Origin of the sequence: Trichocoleus desertorum AS-A10 (assembly GCF_039962155.1) — a bacterium.
In the GTDB taxonomy this organism is placed as follows: domain Bacteria; phylum Cyanobacteriota; class Cyanobacteriia; order FACHB-46; family FACHB-46; genus Trichocoleus.
In genome coordinates this window covers 188,549-210,147 of sequence record NZ_JAMPKN010000001.1, presented here as the reverse complement: position 1 = coordinate 210,147, position 21,599 = coordinate 188,549, and the positions used below count along the sequence as shown (strand labels likewise).

25 protein-coding genes and 1 tRNA gene are annotated in these 21,599 nt (G+C 48.7%); 18 read left to right on the top strand and 8 right to left on the bottom strand.

What is annotated here, in order from left to right:
* Positions 1-479 precede the first annotated feature (479 nt).
* Entirely contained in the window at positions 480-2,183 is a 1,704-nt protein-coding gene (locus NDA01_RS00890) for a DUF1565 domain-containing protein (protein ID WP_431193273.1), read from the top strand.
* A 320-nt stretch (positions 2,184-2,503) separates the two neighbouring features.
* Here NDA01_RS00890 and NDA01_RS00885 read toward each other — a convergent pair whose 3' ends face one another.
* The gene (locus NDA01_RS00885; protein WP_348226538.1) at positions 2,504-2,800 is read right to left on the bottom strand and encodes a DUF3493 domain-containing protein; all 297 of its coding nucleotides are present in this window, start codon (positions 2,798-2,800) and stop codon (positions 2,504-2,506) included.
* A gap of 116 nt (positions 2,801-2,916) precedes the next feature.
* On the opposite strand from NDA01_RS00885, the gene NDA01_RS00880 reads away from it, so the two are divergent.
* From NDA01_RS00880 to NDA01_RS00840, 9 genes are all read left to right on the top strand, one after another.
* Positions 2,917-2,988, top strand: a tRNA-Thr gene (locus NDA01_RS00880).
* Between the two features lie 323 nt (positions 2,989-3,311).
* Positions 3,312-3,542 carry a hypothetical protein gene (locus NDA01_RS00875; RefSeq protein WP_348226537.1) on the top strand — a complete coding sequence of 77 codons (231 nt, stop codon included), beginning with the start codon at positions 3,312-3,314 and terminating at the stop codon, positions 3,540-3,542.
* Between the two features lie 166 nt (positions 3,543-3,708).
* The gene (locus NDA01_RS00870) at positions 3,709-3,987 is read left to right on the top strand and encodes a hypothetical protein (RefSeq protein WP_348226536.1); all 279 of its coding nucleotides are present in this window, start codon (positions 3,709-3,711) and stop codon (positions 3,985-3,987) included.
* A 96-nt stretch (positions 3,988-4,083) separates the two neighbouring features.
* Positions 4,084-4,263 carry a hypothetical protein gene (locus NDA01_RS00865; RefSeq protein ID WP_348226535.1) on the top strand — a complete coding sequence of 60 codons (180 nt, stop codon included), beginning with the start codon at positions 4,084-4,086 and terminating at the stop codon, positions 4,261-4,263.
* Between the two features lie 453 nt (positions 4,264-4,716).
* A complete protein-coding gene (locus NDA01_RS00860; protein ID WP_348226534.1) occupies positions 4,717-5,490 on the top strand; it encodes an ABC transporter permease in 774 nt (257 codons plus the stop codon).
* A gap of 5 nt (positions 5,491-5,495) precedes the next feature.
* On the top strand, positions 5,496-6,437 hold the full coding sequence (locus tag NDA01_RS00855; protein WP_348226533.1) for an ABC transporter ATP-binding protein: 942 nt from the start codon (positions 5,496-5,498) through the stop codon (positions 6,435-6,437).
* A gap of 223 nt (positions 6,438-6,660) precedes the next feature.
* Positions 6,661-8,496 (top strand): ATP-binding protein, encoded by a 1,836-nt coding sequence (locus tag NDA01_RS00850; RefSeq protein ID WP_348226532.1) that lies wholly within the window; start codon positions 6,661-6,663, stop codon positions 8,494-8,496.
* Positions 8,497-8,588: 92 nt separating this feature from the next.
* Entirely contained in the window at positions 8,589-10,160 is a 1,572-nt protein-coding gene (locus tag NDA01_RS00845) for a bifunctional metallophosphatase/5'-nucleotidase (protein WP_348226531.1), read from the top strand.
* A gap of 63 nt (positions 10,161-10,223) precedes the next feature.
* Positions 10,224-10,703: an ureidoglycolate lyase gene (locus NDA01_RS00840; protein WP_431193272.1), complete on the top strand. Its 480-nt coding sequence runs from the start codon at positions 10,224-10,226 to the stop codon at positions 10,701-10,703.
* Here the strand turns inward: NDA01_RS00840 and NDA01_RS00835 are convergent.
* Positions 10,700-11,257 (bottom strand): GNAT family N-acetyltransferase, encoded by a 558-nt coding sequence (locus NDA01_RS00835; protein WP_348226529.1) that lies wholly within the window; start codon positions 11,255-11,257, stop codon positions 10,700-10,702. The genes NDA01_RS00840 and NDA01_RS00835 overlap by 4 nt on opposite strands.
* A gap of 112 nt (positions 11,258-11,369) precedes the next feature.
* Between NDA01_RS00835 and NDA01_RS00830 the strand changes: the two genes are divergently transcribed.
* Positions 11,370-12,056, top strand: a complete 687-nt coding sequence (locus tag NDA01_RS00830; RefSeq protein ID WP_348226528.1) for an HAD family hydrolase — start codon at positions 11,370-11,372, stop codon at positions 12,054-12,056.
* A gap of 304 nt (positions 12,057-12,360) precedes the next feature.
* Here NDA01_RS00830 and NDA01_RS00825 read toward each other — a convergent pair whose 3' ends face one another.
* Positions 12,361-12,732 (bottom strand): hypothetical protein, encoded by a 372-nt coding sequence (locus NDA01_RS00825; protein WP_190561219.1) that lies wholly within the window; start codon positions 12,730-12,732, stop codon positions 12,361-12,363.
* Between the two features lie 222 nt (positions 12,733-12,954).
* On the opposite strand from NDA01_RS00825, the gene NDA01_RS00820 reads away from it, so the two are divergent.
* Positions 12,955-13,485 carry an orange carotenoid protein N-terminal domain-containing protein gene (locus tag NDA01_RS00820; protein WP_190555065.1) on the top strand — a complete coding sequence of 177 codons (531 nt, stop codon included), beginning with the start codon at positions 12,955-12,957 and terminating at the stop codon, positions 13,483-13,485.
* 60 nt (positions 13,486-13,545) lie between these two features.
* On the opposite strand, the gene NDA01_RS00815 is transcribed toward NDA01_RS00820, so the two are convergent.
* Positions 13,546-13,851: a (2Fe-2S) ferredoxin domain-containing protein gene (locus tag NDA01_RS00815; protein WP_348226527.1), complete on the bottom strand. Its 306-nt coding sequence runs from the start codon at positions 13,849-13,851 to the stop codon at positions 13,546-13,548.
* A 65-nt stretch (positions 13,852-13,916) separates the two neighbouring features.
* A complete protein-coding gene (locus tag NDA01_RS00810; RefSeq protein ID WP_190434277.1) occupies positions 13,917-14,285 on the bottom strand; it encodes a cyclic nucleotide-binding domain-containing protein in 369 nt (122 codons plus the stop codon).
* 402 nt (positions 14,286-14,687) lie between these two features.
* On the opposite strand from NDA01_RS00810, the gene NDA01_RS00805 reads away from it, so the two are divergent.
* On the top strand, positions 14,688-14,945 hold the full coding sequence (locus NDA01_RS00805; protein WP_190434279.1) for a ribbon-helix-helix domain-containing protein: 258 nt from the start codon (positions 14,688-14,690) through the stop codon (positions 14,943-14,945).
* An 84-nt stretch (positions 14,946-15,029) separates the two neighbouring features.
* Here the strand turns inward: NDA01_RS00805 and NDA01_RS00800 are convergent, their stop codons facing one another.
* The gene (locus NDA01_RS00800) at positions 15,030-15,704 is read right to left on the bottom strand and encodes a histidine phosphatase family protein (RefSeq protein ID WP_431193271.1); all 675 of its coding nucleotides are present in this window, start codon (positions 15,702-15,704) and stop codon (positions 15,030-15,032) included.
* A gap of 180 nt (positions 15,705-15,884) precedes the next feature.
* Here NDA01_RS00800 and NDA01_RS00795 point away from each other — a divergent pair, with 180 nt between their 5' ends.
* Positions 15,885-16,079 (top strand): hypothetical protein, encoded by a 195-nt coding sequence (locus tag NDA01_RS00795; RefSeq protein WP_190434281.1) that lies wholly within the window; start codon positions 15,885-15,887, stop codon positions 16,077-16,079.
* 82 nt (positions 16,080-16,161) lie between these two features.
* On the opposite strand, the gene NDA01_RS00790 is transcribed toward NDA01_RS00795, so the two are convergent.
* Together NDA01_RS00790 and sufR are read right to left on the bottom strand one after the other, a co-directional pair.
* Positions 16,162-16,419, bottom strand: a complete 258-nt coding sequence (locus NDA01_RS00790; RefSeq protein ID WP_190434282.1) for a hypothetical protein — start codon at positions 16,417-16,419, stop codon at positions 16,162-16,164.
* 135 nt (positions 16,420-16,554) lie between these two features.
* The gene (gene sufR / locus NDA01_RS00785; protein WP_190434284.1) at positions 16,555-17,241 is read right to left on the bottom strand and encodes an iron-sulfur cluster biosynthesis transcriptional regulator SufR; all 687 of its coding nucleotides are present in this window, start codon (positions 17,239-17,241) and stop codon (positions 16,555-16,557) included.
* A 163-nt stretch (positions 17,242-17,404) separates the two neighbouring features.
* Between sufR and NDA01_RS00780 the strand changes: the two genes are divergently transcribed.
* The 4 genes from NDA01_RS00780 (at position 17,405) to sufD (ending at position 21,599) form a co-directional block, all read left to right on the top strand.
* Complete coding sequence (locus tag NDA01_RS00780) at positions 17,405-17,770, top strand: ferredoxin thioredoxin reductase catalytic beta subunit (protein ID WP_348226526.1); 366 nt, start codon at positions 17,405-17,407, stop codon at positions 17,768-17,770.
* 142 nt (positions 17,771-17,912) lie between these two features.
* Positions 17,913-19,349: a Fe-S cluster assembly protein SufB gene (sufB, locus tag NDA01_RS00775; protein ID WP_190561213.1), complete on the top strand. Its 1,437-nt coding sequence runs from the start codon at positions 17,913-17,915 to the stop codon at positions 19,347-19,349.
* Between the two features lie 118 nt (positions 19,350-19,467).
* Positions 19,468-20,259, top strand: a complete 792-nt coding sequence (sufC, locus tag NDA01_RS00770) for a Fe-S cluster assembly ATPase SufC (RefSeq protein WP_348226525.1) — start codon at positions 19,468-19,470, stop codon at positions 20,257-20,259.
* The gene (gene sufD, locus NDA01_RS00765) at positions 20,256-21,599 is read left to right on the top strand and encodes a Fe-S cluster assembly protein SufD (protein WP_348226524.1); all 1,344 of its coding nucleotides are present in this window, start codon (positions 20,256-20,258) and stop codon (positions 21,597-21,599) included. The genes sufC and sufD overlap by 4 nt, the downstream gene beginning before the upstream one ends.

The following is a 21,599-nucleotide window of genomic DNA, read 5'->3' as shown; positions in this document are numbered from 1 at the left end:
GGGCTTCTACGTAAAATGACAGTGAATTAGGCCAATTAGTTTCGATTAAAGCCATAAAAATTCTATATTTTGTAATAGTAATTCGTTAATCTAAATTTTATTAGAGAATTACGTTTACTTAACTTCACAATATACTGATTAGCCGCTAAATTGAGGGCGTTTCAGCTTAGCTCAAGGGCTGATGCAAATAATAATTTTCTATAGGGCATTCAGTTAATTCCACCCTCCGGATGTGGCGCAAAGGAGGGAACTCTAGTGAAGAACTGCTTGTCGTTTAGTACAATCGACCGATTTTAATCCTAAAATTTTGAGGAATTTCCTCAACTGACAGGTATCTTTTTGGAGGAGTTAGAGGCGGCTGGCAAGTTCCAGAGCACTTTGCTGCCCTTTAAAGCTCTATTTAATAGAGTCAGGTTTACCTTTGCTCCGTGTCCTTACCCATCTTCCCTTACCCACAGTGAGATCGTTTGAGAGCGACAATGATGACACATCAGGGGTCTCTGATTCAGCAACCTATTATCAGTAAGATGTATACCACCGCAAAAGCGATCGCCCCCCTCCAGGTTGGCCTCACGGCTTTGTTGCTGTGGGTTGGCGGTACAGTAATTCTGCCCGCCGGAGCCAACAACGCTACTCCTTCGAGCCATACCACCACAACGGCGCTGCAAGTTGCCCAAATTCCTGCCGGAGCCACTGTTCTATACGTCAATTCTGCCTTGGGAACGGATGATGCGGGTGCAGGTAGTAGCGAAGGGGCACCTTACCGCAGCATTACTTACGCTCTGAAACAAGCTAAGTCCAATACTGTCATTCAGCTAGCGCCCGGTAGCTATACCAAAGATACAGGGGAAGTTTTTCCCCTGGTCGTGAAACCAGACGTCATCTTGCGAGGAGATGAAGCCAATAAGGGACAAACTGTGCTTGTGATTGGCAGCGGTCCTTACGTCAGTCCTACTTTTGCCTCCCAAAACGTTACGATTCGGGCTGATAAGGAAAGTGAAGTTCGCGGCCTCACCGTGACTAATCCTATGACTCGGGGAACGGCGCTTTGGGTAGAATCCAGCAATCCTGAGATCAGAAATAATACCTTCTCCAATAGCCTCCGGGATGGCATTTTTGTCACAGGTACTGGAGCGCCCACGATTGCAGACAATGTTTTTACCCAAAATAAAGGTAACGGCGTTTCTCTAGCCCGCGCTGCTCAGGGTGAAATTCGAGGTAACCTGTTCCAAGCTACAGGATTTGGCATTGCGATCGGTGGCACCTCTGCTCCGACCCTAGAGGGCAACCAAGTGATTCAAAACACAGACGGCATCGTCGTTTCGGATTCTGCTCGGCCTGTGTTACGAGATAACGTGATTGAGAACAACACCAGAGATGGTGTGGTTGCCATTACCAATGCTCAGCCCAACCTCGGTACCGCAGAGAATCCCGGTAACAACACCATTCAGAATAACGGTCGCTACGATTTGTACAATGCCACTCGTGGCAACACAATTGTGGCTGTAGGTAATCAAATTAATCCACAGCGGATTTCTGGCCCTGTAGATTTTGTTGCGGCTGATGTTACCCCTCCAGGCGGGTCAACAGTTTCACAATTTAAAGATGTGCAAGGCCACTGGGCTCAAGCTTTTATTGAAGCGCTAGCGGCACGAAATATTATTAGTGGCTTCCCGGATGGTACTTATCGGCCATCTACGCCAGTCACACGCGCTCAGTTTGCCGCCATCATTAACAAAGCTTTTACCCCCTCTGCTCAGCGCTCTAGCATCAACTTTGTAGATGTGGGTCAAAGTTTCTGGGGCTACCAAGCGATTCAAACCGCTTATCGGGGTGGATTTTTGGCAGGTTACCCAGGGGGTGTATTCTTGCCAGACCAACAGATCCCTAGAGTGCAAGTTCTGGTCTCTTTAGCAAATGGGCTAGGATACAGCGCTACTAACACCAGCGCTTTAACTCGGTATTACACGGATGCTGCTCAAATTCCTAGCTATGCGATCGCACCTGTAACAGCGGCGACCCAACGCAGCATCGTCATCAACTACCCAACGCTCAATCAGTTGAGTCCCAATCGGGAAGCGACACGAGCTGAAGTTGCGGCTTTTGTCTATCAAGCCCTTGTAAATGCAGGCAAAGTTGATCCTATTACTTCTCCTTATGTGGTGAGTGGGTCTCAACCGTAATAGCTGCAAAACTAAGTTTCAAGCATAAAGTGCCAGTTCTCTTATGGGCAGAGCTGGCACTTTATACATTTATTCACGGGGATTTATGGTTAGGGTCTCTATATCGGCTGACCCCATTTCAACATCCTCATTTTGACAGATATTTTCAGAGAATCTTAATTTCGTAATGTTTTCTTTGTATTTCTGTTGCTCAGGATTTGTGAACTTTAATTAACGAAAAACTCATACATTTTGCATTCTTTTAAGGCTCAGACAAGAAATTTGTAGTCTGTTGAAGGTAGATTTTAACAATTGAAAATTTCAAACCATTCGCTGGCATCTCAGGGTTTTCGGCTAGCTCTTTGCTCTAGGCGGAACAACCCAACCATGAGAGCGATGACAACAAGCTGAACGGCCAAGTTGGGTAAAGCTGCTTCTATATCTCGTCCTGCCAGAAGTTGTAGGAAGAAGATAAAGGCTCCGATCGCGCCAGAAGCTCCAAACGTAACGTAAATAAACTGTCTGACGCCTCGGTAAGGTGTTTTGAGTTCCGCTCTCAAGCGAGCATATTTCTCGGGACTCAGTTTCCGAGGATTACTATTCTGGTTACTGCGCTTTTCAGAAGCGGGTTCTCTCATGATTTTTGTCTGACACAACCAGATTTAATCTTGACACGGTTGGAATCATGTCTGCTTGGGAGTAAAGTAAGCTATACAGGTTTACGTTGAACCTGCTATAATGATCAACTGTTCATGCCGATGTGGCTCAGTGGTAGAGCACTCGATTCGTAATCGAGCGGTCGCGGGTTCAAATCCCGCCATCGGCTTTTGTAGGTTCGCATCCATACGACAGTAGAACGGAGTGCTTAAGATTTAGCGATCGCCGCAACTTAGCACCAACACAGTTCCTCAGCTAGCAGGGTGCCAAGCTGTATCCGCTAACACCTCCAAGGAACATTGCCCTGAGTTCATGAGAGGGCTGGGACAAAAATCCCAAACATGTAACGCGGAGGATTGCAGAGGATTTACGGCCCTTGAGTATAGATCTTTACGGACTAAGTCTTTTTCTTACATACTGAAACGTAATTCGTAGCAATACTGACCAGTTTGCTAGTTTGAATGTGTAGTCCCGTCTTGAGTGATCGCTACTATGTTGCTAGATGCGGATGATTCCAGTGAAGGAATTAGCAGGTTAGAGCTAGAGCGCTTTTGGGGTAAAGAGTTGACAGGGCTAACGATCGCCCAGCGCAAAGTCGTGATCGAGCTTTACCGGAAGTCTAAGTACCAAGTATTTTCCGCGATTGAAATTGAAGCACAAATGAATCAAGCTTCGTCCGCTCAGCCTGAACCGATTGAGGCAGCGGCCTCAAAGCTGGCCTAACTCCCGATCCTTCCTGGTAAGCGCTTGCAGAGATGCAACCTATAAGTAAATATGTCAGCAGACCCAAGAAAAAATAATCTCTGCCTAAGAATTATTTGTGTTTTAGACTACAGCCCATTTAAAAACTTTAAACAAAGATAAATATTAAGTGTTTTTCGGATAACTCATGCTGCCTCTAGTCCTTTCCCATGAGCTAGTGCATCCCTTTAAGTTTTGGTACAACAACGAACTTCGCGACGGAATGTGTTCAGGGAAAGAGTTGTACCAACTAGTGGAAAAATTTGGAGCTGATGGCCGACAAAAAGCCTTTGGTTTAGCAGTGCGTTTAGCAGAGCAGGGTAACCAAGTTAGTGTGACTTGTATGCGGGCTGAATACTGCGTGTGGATTAGCCTCAGAAGTGCCAGACCACAGACCCAGAGAACTCAACTTGCCGTAGCAGCTTAGTTTAACGACTTAAATAAGCTGGTTCCTCTCAGGAAGGTGTAACCAACGTTAGAGGCTATGACTGATTGAGCTGTTTAGGCTGAAGAGAGTAGCTTGATGACGGAACTAACGATGCGAAGAAACTCTATAACCACGGTTTTGGTGTTGGGCTTGTTGTTGGTAACTTTATTTGCTCCGTTTTCGGCCTTAGCTTTATTAATGTTGTTTATCTTTGTCTCTGTCGTAGGGTCGATGGTCTGGACCCTGGTGAGAACTCTGGTGCAAGGAGACGCCTAAGCGATCGCCCTGTTTAAGAACTTGCCTTACCTGCAAGCTTTAAACCTATAGGAATCAATGTCAGCTCAGTGCTTACCAGTTATGAGTCTGGTGGTGCAGGGGTAGAATTTTTTGCTGTTTCGCTTCAGCACAGCAACTAGGATCTATTAAGCTGAACGAACAATATTGAGCGGTTTTCGTCTCAAGTCGTAGAGCCAGGAGATTGCAGAGGTGCCTTGCTCGAATGTAAACTTTTGTCTAGGGCCTTGGTGTCTGTTACGACAGTTGCACTACAGATCTAGCGATCGCTCATTTACTTCTGCCTTAGGTTGAATTCTGAATTAATTGACTGCTTGTGAGGAGCATTCTGTCCTTAAACTTTGGCTCGCTTCAGGGTTTCAAACGACAGAGTGAACGAAGGCTGTTGGACTAAAGCGATCAGCTCAGAACTTTCTTGGAAATAGTTGATTATTCATGAAGTATTGGCGGGAAACACTGGCAGTTGCCCAGCGGATTGTGCTGGAACTGGTGCGGCGACAACGCAGCTTAATTTGCTGGAGTATCTTTCCAGTCTCAATTTTGCTAATCAACGGTTTAATCTTAGCGGAACGCACCCAGCTCTCCAATGCTCAGGCATTCGAAGCCGCTGCCCCTTTAACTTTGGTGGGAGCTGCGTTATTTTTTAGCTGCTTAGGCGGAAGCATTGCTACTGTCGTTGCCGAGCGAGAGCAACAAACTCTTAAGCGTTTGGCTATTTCTCCCCTCAGCGGCACTTCCTATTTTCTAGGAATTTTCTTGGCTTACAGTTTAATTGGCCTTGGTCAGACTCTGTTGGTCTATTTCGTGGCAGCTTTTGCGGGCGCTCAGTTTCAAGGGTCGCTCTGGTTGGGTGGGCTAATTATTCTGCTCAGCATCATGACTTATGTTGGGGGTGGGTTCTGCCTAGGGACTCAGTTTGCCCGCCGCACCGAAGATGTGAATGCCCTTGTGTCTGCCTTTGGCGTGCCTTTGCTGATTCTGGGCGGTGCCTTTATCCCCATTAGTTTTTTCCCAGAAATATTGCTAGATATCGCCCAATTCAATCCGATTTACCACATGAATGAGGCGCTGTTTGGAGTAGCGGCGGATGGCAAGGGTTTAGAGGCGATCGCCCCCCACTTTCGCGTGTTAGTGGCTTGTGCGGGAGTCATGGTAGTTGGTGGGTGGCTCTCCTACCGACGCATGTTGCAGACGGAAAGGAGACTGTAACGCCAGTGTTGCAAATTGACAACCTTACCAAACAATACGGTCAGCGGCAGGTGCTACAGGGTTTGAGCCTGCATATCCGACCGGGAGAAATTTACGGCTTGCTTGGTCCTAACGGAGCAGGCAAAACCACAACGATCAATATTCTGTGCAACTTGCTCAGAGCCGACAGCGGGACGATTCGGGTTAGTGGTCATCTAGTTTCAGAAGCCACGAAGCCATTGATTGGCGTGGCTCCGCAAGAGAGTTTGCTGTACAAGAGCTTAACTTGCGAGGAAAATCTCAAGTTCTTTGCTCAAATCTATGGCTTGTCAGGCAAAATGCGATCGCAACGGGTGCAGCATTGTTTGGCAGCTGTTGGCTTGGCCGATCGCGCCAAAAGTCCCGCAGAAACTTTGAGCGGTGGAATGCAACGACGGCTGAGTATGGCGATCGCCTTAGTTCATCAACCTAAATTAGTTGTACTAGACGAACCCACCACTGGGCTAGATATTGAAGCTCGCTACGAAATTTGGGATTTGATTCGGCAGTTGCAAACGCAGGGCATCACAGTGCTACTGACGACACATCTGCTCGATGAGGCGGAGCGCCTTTGTCAGCGCATCGGTATTCTGAAGCAAGGCCGTTTGTTGGCTGAAGGCAGCTTAAGCGAGCTACGGCAATTGATTCCAGCGCAAGAAATTGTGTTGGTACAAACTCCAGAAGAGGAGTTGGCGATCGCACGAGCCGCACAACTCGGTTTTACCAAGCGTCGTTATGGTCGAGACTTGGCTTTCTGGTTGCCGCAAGCGCTAGAGCTGAAAGAAATTTTGGCCCACTTTGATGGCATTCCCCTCGACTCGATCGCCCGTCAGCCAGTGCGTTTAGAGCATATTTATGTGGAAGTGACGCAAAACCAAGCACAAGGACTGCCTGAAGTGCCACAACCCAATCTATTAATTCAAGCCTAAACGGCTCAAATGCGATCGCGCTCAGCCCTTCATGCACTAGAGGTGGCACGAAACCGCCTCAAGATTTCCGTTTAATCACTCACCTGACGGAAAAACTAAGGTATGTAAAATTAAGGGGAGCTAAGCCAGTCCCCCCTTTGAACTTGATACGTTTGAACTGACTAGCGCATCAGCTCAGTTCCAGACACCTATCCTTTCAGACCTCTGGCTATAAGCACAATCTATGAACTCTGAGCTTGACCCTAAATCGTCTCAGTTGGCAGCCCAGCCTCAAACTTCACCGCTGATGGTGAAGCAGGGATGGCTTAGAAGAGTCAGTAGGCGTCTGAGCATTGGCCAAAAAATCAGCTACGGATATGCGATCGCGTTGGGGGTCGCAGTAATCGGGACTACCGCTGGTTTTGTCGTTGGCGATCGCTTCCAGCATGCTGCTTTAGAACGTCACAATCGGGCCGAAGAAGAAGTTCGGCTGCTCCACCGCCTGCAAGCCAGTATCCTTCAAGCTCGGACTCACCAACAGCAATTAATCCCTTTAACCGAAGATTTGCCTGCACTGCGGGATGAATATGAGCACTTTCTGGTTCACGCGGCTGAAATCAATCGCCTCTGGGCTAGTGTAGCAACTCATGCTCAGCAGCTCGAATATCAAGCTGATGGCCATCAAGAAGGAATTCCAGAACTATTAGAAACTTATCAAGGCGTACCAGAAGCTTATTTTCAACAAGCGAATCAGCTACTAGAACCAACGACTCAAGCCAATGTCGCACCAGCACAGCTTCAAGCTTTGCAGCAACAGCTTTTGAGCTTTACTAATAGCGCGATCGCCTTACGGTTTGATGGAGTCTCCGACGACTTAGTGGACATCATCAACACCTCTTATGAAGAAGCAAGTCAGGCGAAAGCAACTCTGCTTTCCTGGGAAACTATTCGCATTCAGATTATTGCTGCCAGCATCCTTCTGTCTAGTTTGATTGGGGGTCTGCTGGCCTTCTATACCAGTCGAGCGATTACTAAGCCCATTAAATGGGTGACAACCGTAGCACAGCGGACGGTCCAAACCTCTAACTTCGACCTCCAAGCTCCCGTTACCACTGAGGATGAAATTGGCATTCTCGCAGCTTCCTTCAATCAACTCACACAAAGAGTAAAAATGTTGTTGGAAGAACAGCAGGCAGCGGCGTTGCAACAGCAGCAAATGCAAGAGACGCAACTGATTCAGAGTGAAAAGATGTCGAGCTTGGGCCGTATGGTGGCGGGGGTAGCCCATGAGATTAATAATCCAGTTAACTTTATCTATGGCAACTTAGAGCACGCCAACACTTATGTAGATGATCTGCTGGCACTAATCGACACCTATCAACGTGAAGTGCCGCAGCCGCCTTCAGCTGTGCAAGCTCAGACCGAGGAGATTGACTTAGAGTTTTTGCAAGAAGATCTGCCCAAGCTGCTGCAATCGATGAAGATGGGGTCTGACCGAGTGCGGCAAATCGTCCTAAGCCTGAAAAACTTTTCTCGCTTGGATGAGTCAGAAGTGCATGCGGTGGATCTGCACGCCTGTCTGGACAGCACGCTATTGATCTTGGGTAGCCGCATCAAAAAGGGAATTACCGTCACGCGCAACTACGGAGCAGTACCCAACATTGAAGGTTACAGCGGCCTCCTCTACCAAGTATTCATGAATCTGCTGAGTAATGCGATCGATGCTTTGGAAGAGCAAACTGACACAAATAGCCCCAAACAGCTAATCATTACAACCGAGCAAACTGACCCCCAATGGGTCGTCATTCGCTTTCAAGATAACGGCTCTGGTATGGACACTGACACCCAACATAAAATCTTTGAGGCCTTCTTTACGACTAAGCCGCGTGGTATAGGCACCGGGCTAGGACTCTCGATCAGCCGCCAAATTGTGGAAGAAAAACATCACGGCCAGTTGACCTGTTGTTCGGAGATGGGACAGGGGACAACCTTTGTGATCACGTTACCTGTAAAGCTCAGTAATTCTTTGCCTAAGACGACAGCAAAAAGCGATCGCCCCAAACCCGCATTCTTAACTTAAAACCTCAAATTAGTCCTCAAACTAAAAATTCATGTAGCCTAAATTTGAACAACTGCGCTGAGTTACTAGCCAGTTCCCAGCAGTTTGTGGCCATGAATGAGATGAGACCTATGCAGCAACGATGGAAATGGTACGGCTTGGCTTTGCAACTATTAGCTCTGAGCCTCACTCGTCCTGTCTGGGCAGAAACAGTTAACCTTACCTTGCTGCATCTCAACGATGTCTATGAGATCACGCCAGTTGAAGGAGGGAAGCGAGGGGGCTTAGCGAGAGTAGCGGCTTTGCGCCAGCAGCTATTGCGCCAGAACCGTAATACTTACACCGTTTTAGCAGGTGATTTCTTCAGCCCTTCTGCCTTGGGTACCGCTAAAGTCAATGGGCAACGCTTGGCAGGGCAGCAAATGGTAGCCGTGTTGAATGTGATGGGTTTGGACTACGCTACCTTCGGCAACCACGAGTTCGACTTGTCCGAGGAGTTGTTTCGGCAGCGATTGCGAGAGTCGAAGTTTCGTTGGTTTTCGGGTAACGTTACCGACGCATCAGGTAAGGCGTTTCCCGGTGTAGCTCAATCCCAGATTCTGACGGCAAAAGGCAAGCAAGGAGAGGTCGTCCAAGTTGGCTTAATCGGGGTGACTCTGGATAGTAACCAGAAAGACTACGTGCGCTATCGAGACGCGATCGCCACGGCTCAGGAGCAAGTCAAAACGCTGCAAGGCAAAACTGATGTGATTGTAGCGCTGACTCATCTCTCCCTAGAACAAGACCAACAACTCGCCGCTACCACTCCTGAGATCGACTTAATTTTGGGTGGGCACGAACATGAGAATATGCAACAGTGGCGAGTCGTTGGGGAAACCAACAAAGCTCGGAAATGCAACGCAGGTTTAACGCCGATCTTTAAGGCAGATGCCAACGCCCGCACCGTTTACATCCATGATTTGCAGTACGACACCCAAACTCGCTGTCTACGAATCAACTCTCGTTTGCAGCCCATCACAGATGCTATGCCAGAGGATGCCCGCACTGCGAAAGTGGTGCAGCAATGGGTCGATCGCGCCTTTGCAGGATTTCGGGCCGACGGATTTAACCCAGAGCAGGCGATCGCAACTACTCGTGAAACTTTAGATGGGCTGGAATCCAGTGTTCGCAACTCTCCCACTAACCTGACGAAACTTGTGGCTCAGGCGATGCTGCGGGAAGTGGAGGGAGCTGAATTGGCAATTTTTAATAGTGGCTCGATTCGTATTGACGATCGCATTCCCGCAGGGCCGATCACGCAATACGATGTGATTCGGATTCTGCCGTTTGGCGGTAAGGTGCTGTCGGTAGAGATGAAGGGTGAGGTTCTTCAGCGCGCTCTCACTCAAGGACGAGATAATCGAGGAGCGGGCGGTTACTTGCAAACTGCAAATGTGGATTGGAACGCCAATACAAATCGTTGGTTAATTCAAGGTCAGCCTCTGCAACCAAATCGGATGTACCGTGTTGCTATTAATGACTTTTTAATGACAGGTCAAGAAAGCAATTTAGGCTTTTTGACGTTCCAATCGCCTGACATCAAGCTAGTAGAAGAGAAACGAGACATTCGTTTTGCGGTGATTAACCAACTCCAAACCCAGCAGGGTGCCGCTACAAAACCACAGCTACCCGTTGCAAAACCCTAGGCATAAGTGCGATCGCTCCGTAGCTTAGGAAAACATCAAAGTTCGGTCATGAGGACATGTATTTTGGAACGATTACCAGCGCAGCCGATTACACGAGAAAACTTTCAACCTTACGGCCAAGTGATTGCTGCCAGTACGGATGGGAAGCTGTTCGACTCGGAGGATGCTCAACTGGTGCTCGATCGCGGTACGCCTCGCTTCTACATCATGCGGCTGCACAGCAAAGGTCGGAAGTTCCACAACATCACTCGCCACGTTCAATGCACCCAATGTTTGGGGTCGCTCGAAGGGAAGGAATGGTTACTGGCTGTAGCGCCCCCTTCTCCAGGTTCACAGCCTGACCTAGATAAGATTGCTGCGTTCCAAATCCCTGGTGACTGCTTCATCAAGCTTAACCTCGGCACCTGGCACGCTGGCCCCTATTTCGACGCTGATTTTGTGGATTTCTATAATTTGGAACTGAGCGACACCAACCTCAACGATCACGAAACTTGTAACTTACTGGAGGCTTATGGTGTGGAGTTTGCGATCGCCACTCCTTAACCAGCGAATCTGAGCCGATAGAACGAACCATCTGACTGATAATCTTCGCGGTTGAGGGAGTAGTAAGCCACCTCAAGATTGTAATAGTGGGCTTGTTTTTCGTACTTCAGCCCTGCTTTTTGCATCACTCGTTGCGAGGCGATGTTGTGGGTAAGAGCGATCGCGACAATGCGCTGAAGTTGCAGTGTTTCAAAACCAAAGCGCACACTAGCTCTGGCAGCTTCTGTCGTAAGTCCTTTGTTCCAGTAATCGTGGGCGATCGCGTAAGCCAGCTCTACTTCGGGCGTGTTTTGCAACCACTGCAATCCGCAGTGACCAATTAGTTCCCCATGTTGCTTCTCCACCATTGCCCACAGCCCAAAGCCATGATGTCGCCAATGGTCTATAAAGTTAGTCAAAACCGCTTGGCCTCGTTCCCAAGTTAGAGGCCGAGACGAAGGCAGCGTTTTCATCACGTACGGATTGGCAGTAATTTGCCGATGGTGAGCTTCCAAGTCGGCGATCGCTAGGAGCCGAAGCTGTAGCCGCTCCGTTTCAATTTCGTATCCCGTCATGACGTGGCAAAACTTTCTGGAGTGTTGAAAAGGTAAAGCTTTGTTTCGGTATCCTACAAGGGAAGCAGATTAGTTTTCTTCCTTTGCTAGATGTCCCTTAACTCCTCATATCATGCTGGCAGCAATTTTATTTGACTTGGATGGCACCCTCACCAACACTGACCCCATTCACTTCCGAGCTTGGCAAGAACACCTCAGCGAACACGGCTTAGAGATTGACGAGACATTTTACAAAACCCAGATTAGCGGTAAAACCAACCCTGTGATTATTGAAGAGATTTTGCCAAATTTGTCTATGGAGGCAGGACAACAACTTGCAGATGCTAAAGAATTACGCTTCCGGGAATTAGCGACACAAGAAATTACAGCTATGGCAGGGCTGACCCAAATTCTAGATTGGGCGCAGCAACAGCAGTTACCTTTAGCCGTTGTAACGAATGCCCCACCCGAAAATGCCTACTTCATGCTGGAAACTCTGAAATTAAATGCTCATTTTCAGACAATAGTGATCTCAGATGAAATTGGCGTGGGAAAACCAGATCCTGCCCCCTACAACATTGCATTGGAGCGACTAAATGTAGCCCCAGAAGCCGCGATCGCCTTTGAAGATTCCCCCTCAGGGATTCGCTCAGCAGTCGCAGCGGGAATTCCTACCATTGGTATTGCTTCTACTCACAATCCCCAAGTGCTTTACGATTTAGGCGCGATGTTAGTGATTCCCGATTTCACCGATGAACAACTTTGGGCCTTACTAAAATCTCCGGGCAAAGTTGATGAGCCGAAATTATTAGTGAATTAGCGATTCATTAGCGATCGCTCGAACTAATCAACAACTCCTCATCTCACTAAAAACTGCTGTTCTTAAACACAAAAAAGCTGGAATTACACTTATAAATTCCAGCCTACAAATATTGGGTTTAGTTTAGTTATAGAGGATTAGCTTAGAGTTAGATAAGGGGTAAGTATAACCTTCTTAAAAAAAGAAGCTTTTTGTTTCGCTGGCACCAATTCAAAAGATTTTTAGTTATGGATTAATCTATGTGAACTGGCGGTTAAATCAGCGGTGAACAGCGCTCAGGCTGAGCAATCTTGAGATTTTTGGCCTATTGACCAGGCTGTCCTTTTTCAAAAGCTTTTTGCATCAAATCATGGCTGTCGCCAGCATTCGCTGCATCAGGGCGTAAGTCTTGAGCCATTGCCCGGAAGTCACTGGGATCGCCTGTAGGTTCTGCTTCAAACTTGGTTTCTTCTGCTGCATGAAGTTCGTGTTCGGGTGCAGTAGCTGCTGCTGCCGCTTCTGCGCCTTGGCTGCTGCGATCAACGTCGCTGACGCTATATTCTTTAGAAGCTTCGTAGTCAGCATCTATGTTTACTTTAGGAGCTTTTTGTTCACCCGCAGAAATCTCTTCTGTCGCTTGTAGAGCATCAAAATTTTGACCTTCACCTGGGGTTAAATCGGTAGTTGCGTCAGCCATATTGAACTCCTAACTTTCGTTTTTTAACTTCATGCCCTGACTTTAACAAAGCTGGCTCTGCTTTCCTCAACCCCCCAGGATAGATTCCCAACCTCCCCCTGTGGAGAGATTCGCCAAAGCAAGTTAAGTAATCGAAACTCTCCCTCCTGAGGGGCGATCGCGCTCCAAAAATTGTGATAACTCTAACCTGGAGTAGCTTAATATTCTCTAGGAGAAAAGTTTATGACTTCTGACCATGAAAGCGGTAGATCCCAGCTTCTAAATGAAGATACTACAAAAGCAGTTGAAGCATTTAACAAGCTCGGGACAGATGAGAAATTAGCTTATTTCTACTACGTTTACGAGAAGATGGGTGAGTCAATTACCCCTGCGGCTCCAGCTGCAACAGAGCCAAATTTAGCCCCTAAATTAATGGGTGATTTTTACGAATTATCTGACGACGAACAACTGGCAATTATGCGCCAGATTGTGAATCGTGAAGACACAGAATATTCACGGGCTTATGGCTCTTTAAAGGAAAATAATCAACTAATGGTTTGGTTCGCTTGGGCGCAAGCAATGGGCGAAACAGTAGTTGATTTGCCTGGAGACTACAACGCGGCTGAAGGTATCAATAACCTCCTTTCTCAAACCGAACACCTAGGTTTTGAGCATCAAATTTCCATGTTCCGAGAAATTGCTGCCAACATGGGCTACACCGATGTTCAGCCGATTCCGACTCAAGCTGAAACAGGTAAGACTTCTAGTTTCTAGACTGGAGCTAAGATTGCAATAAGTTGTAGAGACGTGCCGATCGCGTCTCTATTATTTTGGCTATTTTGACTGTTTTGGCTGATCAGCTGGATGAAACTTGCGATAAAGCATGCCCTTCACGGGGTTTCCCTGCTTTAAGTGGCGTTCGGCGATCGCACCTACTTCATCAGGCTGTACCCGACAATACCAGACTTCCTCTGGCAACACGAGCATCATGGGGCCATTGCCACATTGTCCCAAGCAACTACTGGCTTCAACTTGTACGTCAGAAGTAGTTTGGGTTTGCAATGCTGCTAAAACTTTTGTCGCGCCTTGCTTTTGACAACTTTTGTTTTGACAAACGAGAACACGTCTAGGAACTGACAAGCACCTACACTCAAAACTGCTTCTCTATCCTAGACTCCTGATTATGTGAAGTAGATTCAGCTTGCTTAAAGTAGCTGCAACAGACGGCTGAGTCTCTCGGAGTAGCTTTTCATCACTTCTAGGGCAAAGATGGGAGTTTCTTGGACGGCGAAGAGAAACCGCTTTTGATCCAGAAACGCTAGTTGGCAATCGGTTTCGGCCACAGCCGTATAATTTCTGGTTTTTGCACCAATCAACGCGCCGACCCCAAACACTTCACCTCGCTCCAACGTTTCTACCACTCGGTTATTGATCACTAAGCCAACCGTCCCTGAAAGAATGCCATACATTAATTCAGCGGGTTGCCCGGTTTCAAAGATGACTTGATCGGTTGAGAAGTGCTGTGGCTCTGGCTGCCTTTGGAAGATGCTGAGGGTTGTAACTGGGTCTAACATGACTCGGCAATTCCAATAAGTTAAAAGTGGTGTTTTTCGGGAGGGAATTAAAGACTTGGTTCGCTCCAGCAAGATGAAACCAGCTTTAGACGCTCGAATTCTACTGTTTTGGGTCCAGCGACGCGGGATTCTAAAGAATAATTTCTAGATTAACGGGCGATCGCGCCTAGATCGAAGTGCATACATAAAACCCAATACTAATTAGCTTTAACTCAAGAGTAGTAGGGTTTATGGCTGTCTTTAGGTAAAGTCTAGTTGTAGCGCAATCCCTCTTAAGACGTAGGAAGTACAACCTCAAGACAGAGGAAGTATAACCATGAGTCGGAAAAAATAAGGCAGTATTGATGGCTTTAATCAGTTTTGCCACAACTCTGATGGCGATGCACATGGAGGCAATGGCTAATGTCTACTCTGAATATTTCGCTACCTGAAGCAGTTCACCAATTTGTTGAGGAGCAAGTTACTTTTGGCGGCTACGATACGAGCAGCGAGTACATCCAGCACTTAATTCACCAAGATCAAGAACGAGTTAACAAAAGACAGTTAGAAACGTTGTTAACCGAAACCTTAGAGAGTGATGAATTAGGCTACATGACTGACGAATGGTGGCAAGAAAAGCGCACTCAGATTCTGCAAAAACTCCGCTCTGAGCAGAAGTAATCTAGCAGTATCACGATCGCTAGTCACGCACTACAGGCTGAAATCGTTTGCTACAGCTTCGCCCAAATAAGCTTTTGTTCTACGTTAGGTGCCGGGGAGCGATCGCAATTCTTCACTTAAATGGGTGCGATCGGCTAAGGCTTTGAGTAGCGGCCCATGCGCACTAAACTCAACGATGCTCACCGAGCCCACTGGGCAACCCAAACGGTAGCGGAAACGGCCTACATCAATGCCCAGCAGGGCACAAAGTGTAATCCGAATTGTGGCTTTGTGCGCCACGATCAAGACATTACCGTCATTAAACCGTTCTTTGATTTCTTCGATGACTTGTAAGGCTCGGGTCGCGATCGCCACCGCTGGTTCTCCCTCCGTGGGTGGGTACCAAGCAGGGTCAGCCGACCACCGTAAGTAATCATCGTGAAATTCCTGGCTCACTGTCGCTACTGTATTGCCTTCCCACTTGCCATAATTAATTTCTTTCAGCCCGTCTCGCAGTTCTGGTTGCAAGCCTGTCGCCTCACAAAGCGGCTGCACTGTGGCGATCGTCCGCTTCATGGGGCTAGAAAAAATTGCTGTCCAGGGTATGGCTTTATAGGCGACAGCAAAGGCCTGAGCCATTGCCAAACCGTCAGGGGTGAGTTCAGGGTCGATCACGCCACAAAAGAGGTTTTCGCGGCTGCAAGTGGTTTGACCGTGGCGGAGAAAGTAAAGCGTGAGGCTCAAGGTTGTCAGCTCCAATACAGGGGTGCAAATCACCATTGCCAGTGTAGACAATCTTGACTGACAACCCGCCAATTTCGTAAGTCCTTTAGGACTGGTGTATCACCAGCAAGCCAGAGAAAATTCTAACGATAGGAACAACTGCGTAAAGACACCGTCTTTTGATCAAGAATTCATTTCAACCCTATCTTTCTACCAGTAAATTTACAGGGTGTCCTCATGCTGCTGATTCGTGAAATTGTCCAACAGGCGTTCACATCCGGTTGTTTGACAGTGGAAGCAGAAGAGCAACTCCGGAAGTTATTGGCCAAAAAGTACGATGCCCAAGACTTACGGGCTTTCATGAAACTGCAACAGGCCACTATGTCCGGTGTGGTCAAGCAAGAGTCTCGCGAGTTGCTGTATTCGCGCTAATCTACCGATTTCCTCTGTTCTCCCAAGCGATCGCTCTTTGTAAAGAGGAAAAGGAGCGATCGCTTTTTTCTGGCTTAACCTGCTACCACTTAAGGAACGCAGCTTCTGAGCCGTGTTCGCGGCGAACCCTACCATCTTCCTCAAACCAGGCAATTACTTGCTCTGGGGTCAATTCTTCGATCGCTACTCCTGCATTTTGGGCAATGTGTTTCAGCAACTGTAGAGAAGAAATGGTGAGGCGAGTCAGGAATTTTTCATGAGACGACAGCAACGCCGCATCTACAGCAGCAGACTCTTCCAAGCTAAGAAACTGGGTCGTAGGTTGTTGGGGTTGAGTCATAGTCAACAATTAATCATGGCAGTTTGCAGTGGACAGCCAGCGGCTACATCAAAGGCGATCGCTACTAGCTTAGAGACGATGAATCCAGACTAAACCTTTCTAGAGAATTATTCTGCCCGACTACCCCGATCAGCGCTAGTTGCCAACTGCCGCTTTAGTCTGGATCAAATAGCCACAGCGATGTTCGCCATTCACAATCCAGTGAGTCCGCTCTACAGTGCAACCAGGCAGGGCCGCCGCAAACATTTCTAATTCATGACCACACACACTAGGGAATGACTCCGCAATATGCGAAATGGCGCAGTTATACTCTGTTACTACATAGCGCTCAGCCTGATCTGATTGAGTCGAAACGGATTGCGCCTCAGTAGCAGCCACAGAGTGCCACTCAGCCATGTAGCCTTCAGCCCGTCGTAGCTCAACTAAATTAGCCACTCGCTCTTGCAACGATCCTGAACCAACGCGATCGCGGTATTCTGCCGCCTTGCGTTCCCACTGCTTTTGGAGTAGTACTCCCACCTGCTCACGGCCCACTGTTTCGGTCAGCGTATCTAAAAGCGAAAGGGCAAATTCTTCGTAACGGTCCGGGAAGCGATCGCGACCTTGACGGCTGAGCTTATAGACGTGATTGGGACGCCCCATACTGACATGCACAACTTCGTGCAAAATCAACCCCTCCGCCTCTAAGTCTTTCAAGTGACGGCGAATTGCTTGAGGACTAAGCTTCAAGTGTTCCGCCAGTTCTTGGGCAGTCGCTTGGCCCTGCTTCAATAAATGATGCAGGATGTCCTGTTTCGTAGAAGGTTGCTGTGTCGTTGCCATCCTTGTCTCAAAACCAGCTAAAGCGAACGGCAAAAATTGCGCGAACAGACTTTGACAACTAAATTGTTTCTAAAGTACCCTAAAATAGAAATTAAGCAACGAAAGTGTTGTTTTAATTATTTAATTATAGATTGTAGTTCAGTTTGTCCTGCCATCCTGCCTCATGAATTCAACGACCCCTGAAAGCCAGCAAGCAACAGAAAAAAGCCTCGAAGCCATGAGGCACTTTTCAGAAACTTATGCCAAACGGACAGGAACCTACTTCTGTATGGACCCCGGTGTCACCGCCGTTGTGATCGAAGGGCTAGCCAAACACAAGGACGAACTGGGTGCTCCCCTCTGCCCTTGCCGTCACTACGAAGACAAAGAAGCAGAAGTAGCCGCTGCTTTCTGGAACTGCCCTTGCGTCCCCATGCGCGAGCGCAAAGAGTGTCACTGCATGCTCTTCCTCACCGAAGACAACGAGTTTAGGGGGAACAAGCAGGAAATCAGCTTTGAAGAAGTTAGAGCTGTGACCAATCAATATTAATTTCTAGCCTTTTGCCTGCGGCTGACTCGATTCCTTTTCCTAGAGAACACACTTTCCTCGTTTGCTGACCTAGCGTCTCATTTCGCCCCAGGTTTGCTGTTCAGCCGCCTCCGATCCCAAGAGTCCTGAGAGAACACTACCAATGACTGCAAGCGTTAAGACACTCGTCAATCAGCCCTACAAGTACGGGTTTGTGACGGACATCGAGTCAGAAACCGTACCCCGTGGATTAAGCGAAGATACCGTTCGCCTGATTTCGGCCAAGAAAGAAGAGCCAGAATTCATGCTGGAGTTTCGCCTCAAGGCGTATCGCCAGTGGCTCAAGATGACTGAGCCAACTTGGCCTCATGTCACCTATCCCCCGATCAACTACCAAGACATCATTTACTACTCCGCACCCAAGCAGAAGCAGAAGAAGCAGAGCTTGGACGAAGTAGACCCCATTCTGCTAGAAACCTTCGAGAAGCTGGGCATTCCGCTGACTGAGCAGAAGCGCCTTGCCAACGTTGCTGTTGATGCCATTTTCGATAGCGTTTCCGTTGCCACCACCTTCCGCGAGAAGCTAGCTGAGAAGGGCGTGATTTTCTGCTCGATTTCGGAAGCGCTGCGTGAGTATCCAGAGTTGGTGCAGAAGTACCTCGGTAGCGTTGTGCCTGTTGCCGATAACTATTTTGCGGCCCTCAACGCGGCGGTGTTTAGCGACGGTTCCTTCGTTTACATTCCCAAAAACACCAAGTGCCCGATGGAGTTGTCCACCTACTTCCGGATCAACAGTGGTGACACGGGGCAGTTTGAGCGAACCCTGATTGTGGCCGAGGAAGGCAGCTCGGTCAGCTACCTCGAAGGCTGTACTGCACCCATGTACGACACCAATCAGCTCCACGCCGCTGTAGTGGAATTGGTAGCGATGGACAATGCCGAGATTAAGTACTCCACTGTCCAGAACTGGTATGCAGGCGACGAGAACGGCAAGGGTGGTATTTACAACTTCGTCACCAAGCGCGGTCTCTGCCAAGGCGTGAACTCCAAGATTTCTTGGACCCAAGTGGAAACAGGTTCGGCCATCACCTGGAAGTACCCCAGTTGCGTGCTGGTCGGTGATAACTCCGTGGGTGAGTTCTACTCTGTGGCACTGACCAACCACATGCAGCAGGCCGACACGGGCACCAAGATGGTTCACATCGGCAAGAACACCCGCAGCACCATCATCTCCAAGGGGATTTCGGCGGGCAACTCTAAGAACAGCTATCGCGGTTTGGTGAAGATTAGCCCGAAAGCGGAGGGCGCACGCAACTACTCGCAGTGTGACTCGATGCTGATTGGTGACAATGCCCAAGCTAATACCTTCCCTTACATCCAAGTGCAGAACAACACGGGCAAGGTGGAGCACGAAGCCTCAACTTCCAAGATTGGCGAAGACCAGCTTTTCTTCTTCACCCAGCGCGGCATCTCGATGGAAGACGCGATCTCGATGATGATCAGCGGTTTCTGTAAGGATGTGTTCAGTCAGTTGCCAATGGAGTTTGCAGTCGAAGCCGATCGCCTGTTAGCCCTGAAGCTAGAAGGCAGCGTGGGTTAAGACCTCTCCCCCAGCCCCTCTCCTCATAGGAGAGGGGAGAAACCAAGAAGCGATCGCACCCTCTTCAACTTGCTCGAATCCCTAATCCTCAAGCATTCCAGAGTTTTAATCAGTTGCAATGATCATTGAAAACAGCGAAGTTATTTTATCCGTCCGGGATCTAACCGCGAATGTGGACGGTACCCAAATCCTCAAAGGCTTGAACCTGGAAGTCAAGGCTGGAGAAATTCACGCCATCATGGGGCCAAACGGTTCTGGTAAGAGCACTTTTTCCAAGATTTTGGCAGGGCATCCCGCTTACGAAGTCACAGGTGGCGAAGTGATTTTCTTGGGCGAAAACTTACTGGATAAGGAACCCGAAGAACGGGCGCGATCGGGTGTGTTTTTGGCATTCCAATATCCGCTGGAAATTCCAGGAGTTAGCAACATCGACTTTCTGCGTGTGGCTTACAACTCGCGCCGCAAACATCAAGGTCTGGAAGAACTCGACGCTTTTGACTTTGATGATTTGGTGCGACAGAAGCTGGATGTGGTCAAGATGGACCCCGCGTTTCTAAACCGCAGCGTGAATGAAGGGTTCTCTGGTGGCGAGAAAAAGCGCAACGAAATTCTGCAAATGGCGCTGCTCGAACCTAAGCTAGCTATTCTAGACGAAACCGATTCTGGCTTGGATATTGATGCGCTCAAGATTGTGTCTGGCGGCGTCAACCAGATTGCCAATCTTCAAAATGCCACGATTCTGATCACCCACTACCAGCGCTTGCTCAACTACATCACCCCTGATTTTGTGCATGTGATGGAAGGTGGTCGCATTCTGACTACAGGCGATAAGGAACTGGCTCTGGAACTCGAAGAGCGCGGTTATGAATGGGTCCGGGAAGAAGACGCGGCTGAGGTGGCAGCACGATGACGATTCAGGTTTCCCCCGAACAAACTGCGAGCTCCCAGGCAGCAAACAACCGGGAAGCTTACTTGGCTGGGTTACTGAAGTTGGCTCAAAGCACTGAGGTGAAAGTCAGCGATCGCCTGCTAGAACTCAGATCCCAGGCTGCGGCTTTGCTGCAAGAGCAAACCTTCCCCACGACTCGCAATGAAGAATGGCGCTACACCGACTTGTCGCCTCTGTTACACGTAGAGTTGGCAGTTGGCGATCGCTCATTAGCAGTTAGTGCTGAAGCCTTTCAAGCCTTCGCGTTGCCAGAAGCGGCTGAGAGTCGGTTGGTGTTTGTGAATGGCGTTTATGCGCCGGAACTTTCGGCGATCGCCAATCTCCCTGGCACTATCTTCGTTGGCAATCTGGCTACTTTACCGGAGGAGTTGAAAGCGCGATCGCAGAACTACTTGGCAAAGCAACCCGGTGCGGAAGAAGTCTTTACCGCACTCAACACCGCAGGTCTGAGTGATGCTGCCATCGTTTGGATTCCGAAGAATCAGGAAGTTGAAACGCCGATTCATTTGCTGTTTGTCTCTACTGCCAGCGATCGCCCGATTCTCTCTCAGCCTCGCTGCTTGGTGGTAGCCGAGATGGGTAGCAGCGTAACGCTGGTGGAAGATTATGTCACGGTGGGTGAGGGTGCATATTTCACCAATCCCGTGACGGAAATCTGGGTCGAACAAAATGCTCAGGTGAGTCACACTAGAATTCAGCGGGACAACCAAACCGCTTTCCACATTGGCAAAACTGCGGTGAGCCAAGCGCGAGATAGTCGCTACACCTGCAATGCCGTCAGCTTCGGCGCTAAACTGTCGCGGCACAACTTAGAAGTCTTTCAAACTGGAGAGCAGACCGAAACCAATCTCAATGGCTTGACGCTCGTGGGCGGGGGCCAACTCGGCGATACTCACAGCACGATCGCCTATACCCAACCTCACGGCAGCAGTCGCCAACTCCACAAAACCATTGTGGATGGCCAAGCACGAGCGGTATTCAACGGCAAAGTGTTTGTGCCTAAACTGGCACAACTCACCGACGCAGGACAGCTCAACCGCAACCTACTCCTCTCCCCCAAAGCCCGTGTAGATACAAAGCCGCAGCTAGAAATCACGGCGGATAACGTCAAGTGTAGCCACGGCGCGACGGTGGGGCAGATTGATCCCGATGAAATCTTCTATCTACAAAGTCGTGGTCTGGATCAGGCCAGTGCCCGTCAGCTTTTGGTTTACGCCTTCGCGATCGAGATTATTGACCAAATTCCCGTAGCCTCCGTGCGCGATCGCCTGTCTCAGCTAGTGAAACAACGAGCTTTTTAG